Origin of the sequence: Pseudomonas sp. UBA5666, from assembly GCF_002420785.1 — a bacterium.
In the GTDB taxonomy this organism is placed as follows: domain Bacteria; phylum Pseudomonadota; class Gammaproteobacteria; order Pseudomonadales; family Pseudomonadaceae; genus Aquipseudomonas; species Aquipseudomonas fulva.
This window is the reverse complement of sequence record NZ_DIIQ01000030.1, coordinates 1-2,879: the sequence shown is the minus strand read 5'-3', so window position 1 is coordinate 2,879 and position 2,879 is coordinate 1. Positions and strand designations below refer to the sequence as shown.

The 2,879-nt window shown below is 57.2% G+C and carries 3 protein-coding genes and 3 tRNA genes; all 6 read left to right on the top strand.

From position 1 onward, the window contains the following. Positions 1-194: 194 nt before the first annotated feature. The 6 genes from birA (at position 195) to B2Y33_RS13975 (ending at position 2,765) form a co-directional block, all read left to right on the top strand. Entirely contained in the window at positions 195-1,154 is a 960-nt protein-coding gene (birA, locus tag B2Y33_RS14000; RefSeq protein ID WP_027915761.1) for a bifunctional biotin--[acetyl-CoA-carboxylase] ligase/biotin operon repressor BirA, read from the top strand. After that, positions 1,144-1,893, top strand: a complete 750-nt coding sequence (locus tag B2Y33_RS13995) for a pantothenate kinase (RefSeq protein ID WP_027915760.1) — start codon at positions 1,144-1,146, stop codon at positions 1,891-1,893. The genes birA and B2Y33_RS13995 overlap by 11 nt, the downstream gene beginning before the upstream one ends. 7 nt (positions 1,894-1,900) lie before the next feature. After that, a complete protein-coding gene (locus tag B2Y33_RS13990; RefSeq protein WP_027915759.1) occupies positions 1,901-2,326 on the top strand; it encodes a hypothetical protein in 426 nt (141 codons plus the stop codon). 152 nt (positions 2,327-2,478) lie between these two features. After that, positions 2,479-2,562 (top strand) — tRNA-Tyr (locus B2Y33_RS13985). A gap of 24 nt (positions 2,563-2,586) precedes the next feature. Further along, positions 2,587-2,660, top strand: a tRNA-Gly gene (locus tag B2Y33_RS13980). A 29-nt stretch (positions 2,661-2,689) separates the two neighbouring features. Further along, positions 2,690-2,765, top strand: a tRNA-Thr gene (locus tag B2Y33_RS13975). The last annotated feature ends 114 nt before the right edge of the window (positions 2,766-2,879 follow it).

Below are 2,879 nucleotides of genomic sequence, written 5' to 3'. Positions count from 1 at the left end.
CAGGTAGGGGTTTTGTCTTTGCGTCTCAGACAAACCCGCCGGCATTGCTCCTGTGAAGGGCGCGAGGGCCGGCGGTCTGGTATCTGAGCGGGAGCCGTGCAGCGCACCCGGCTGCCCCCAATCGCAAGCCCTTGTCCTATGCAAGGCAATCCCCCATGGCTATCATGCCAGCCTCATTCGAAGTCGAGACGCGCATGCTGAAGTTGTTGAATCTCCTCAAGGATGGCCGATTCCATTCCGGAGAAGCTCTGGGGGCGGCTCTGGGCGTCAGTCGCAGTGCGGTGTGGAAGCAGCTGCAGCACTTGGAAAGCGAGCTGAACCTCAGTATCCACAAGGTACGTGGCCGTGGCTATCAGCTAGCTTCACCGTTGGTGCTGCTGGACGGTGCGGCGATCGCGGGCCATGCAGAGGCGGCGCCCTGGCCCACATTCATCCATGAGTCCATCGATTCGACCAATGCCGAAGGTATGCGCCTGGCGGCTAACGGGCAACTGGCGCCCTTCGTGGTATTGGCGGAGCAGCAGAGTGCCGGTCGCGGGCGACGCGGTCGGCAATGGATCAGCCCTTTCGCGCAAAACCTATACTTCAGTCTGGTGCTGCGCATTGACGGTGGCATGCGTCAGCTTGAGGGGCTGAGCCTTGTCGTGGGATTGGCGGTCATGCGCACATTGCAGACATTCGGGGTAAAGAATGTAGGCGTGAAGTGGCCTAACGACGTGCTGGTCGATGGTCAGAAGATAACGGGCATTTTGCTTGAGCTGATCGGTGATCCGGCAGACGTATGCCATGTGGTTCTGGGAATTGGCATAAACGTGAATATGCAGGCCAATACGCAGGTGGATCAACGATGGACCTCCATGCGTCGAGAATTAGGAGCGTCTGTAGACCGCAACCATTTAGTGGCGGTGCTGAGCCACCACTTGGAGCATGAGCTGGGGCGTCACCGCCGTTATGGGTTTGCGGCTTTTCAGGAAGAGTGGGAGCAAGCGCACCTCTGGCAGGGGCGCAATGTAACGCTCATTGCCGGAGCCACCCAGGTACAAGGAGTGGTCGCGGGCGTGGACGGGCAGGGCGGTTTGCGCATGCGCGTGGATGGCGTGGAGAAAGTCTTCAGCGGCGGCGAGCTTAGTTTGAGGTTGAGTGATGATTCTTGAGCTCGATTGCGGTAACAGCTTCATCAAATGGCGGGTAATTCATCTTCACGATGCAATGATTGTGGGTGGCGGGATCGTGGATTCCGACCAGACACTCATGGATCAGATCAGAGTGCTGGCAGGCGTTCAGATTACGGCTTGTCGTATCGTCAGCGTGCGCAGTGAGGAAGAAACCGATGCCTTGACGACCCTGATTGCCCAGGTATTTGCCGTCCAGGCTCAAGTCGCACAGTCAGCGCCGGAGATGGCGGGCGTGCGCAACGGCTATGCGGATTATCAGCGCCTCGGGATGGATCGTTGGCTGGCAACGCTGGGCGCATTTCACCTGGCCAAGGGCGCTTGCCTCGTCATTGACCTGGGCACTGCGGCCAAAGCAGACTTCGTCGCCGCAAACGGCGAGCATCTAGGCGGCTATATCTGTCCGGGCATGCCGCTGATGCGTAGCCAACTGCGCACGCACACGCGCCGTATTCGCTATGACGATGCATCCGCCGAGCGTGCATTGGTCAGCTTGACCCCGGGTCGCTCGACGGTGGAGGCGGTCGAGCGAGGCTGCGTGCTGATGCTGCAAGGCTTCGTACGCACACAACTTGAGCAGGCGCGTGAAATATGGGGTGAAGATTTTACTGTTTTCCTGACGGGAGGGGACGCCCCGCTAGTCAAGGACTCGTTGCCTGACGCGCGCGTGGTGCCTGACTTGGTCTTTGTAGGCTTGGCCATGGCCTGCCCACTGAATTGAGGTGCCTATGCGCTGGTTGTTCTTGTTGCTGCTGATCCTCAACGGTGTGTACTACGTCTGGAATCAACAGGAGGCGCCGCTCAAGGTCAAGGATGTAACGCCGCTTTCGCTTTATAAAGGCAGTCAGCAGGACATTCGCCTATTGCGGGAAGCAGGCGTGGCGGCACCTGAGCGACGTCGCGAGGAGTGCCTCATAGTCGGAGGCGCAATGACGCCCGATACGCTTGAGTCGCTTCGTCAGCGGCTGACCAGCCTGGACATCGCCACGGCCCAGGTCCGAGGGCAGGTCGCAGGTGCCCAAGGGCGTTGGCTGAAAGTAGAGCCTGCAAGTGAGCGTTTGTTGGACCCAGCGACCCTCGACGCGCTTTCCAATGATTTCAAAGACTTAAAACATCAAATTATTTTCTGCCAGGGTATTGCAACTGGTGAATAGCTTGATAGAATGGCGCCCGCTTCGCAGGGAACACCACTCAGGTGGTTGAGTTGCAAGCGGTGCCACAGCAGCTAAGTTTCAGATTTGATTGAGAAAATTTGAAAAAGCGCTTGACACTAGGACGGCAGATGAATAAAATGCCGGCCACATCTGGAGGGATTCCCGAGCGGCCAAAGGGGACGGACTGTAAATCCGTTGCGAGAGCTTCGAAGGTTCGAATCCTTCTCCCTCCACCAGTTTTAGCGAGAGCCGCAAGCCTCGCGGGTATAGTTTAGTGGTAGAACCTCAGCCTTCCAAGCTGATGATGCGGGTTCGATTCCCGCTACCCGCTCCAAGTTTGCTGGTTATTGCACAATGTGTTTCGCTCTTGTAGCTCAGTTGGTAGAGCACACCCTTGGTAAGGGTGAGGTCAGCGGTTCAAGTCCGCTCAAGAGCTCCATATAAACAAGGCAGATATGAAAATATCTGCCTTTGTTTTATCAGCGCAAGACTATTTCTTCTGCGGAGGATTGTATCGATGGCTAAGGAAAAGTTTGATCGTTCCCTTCCCCAC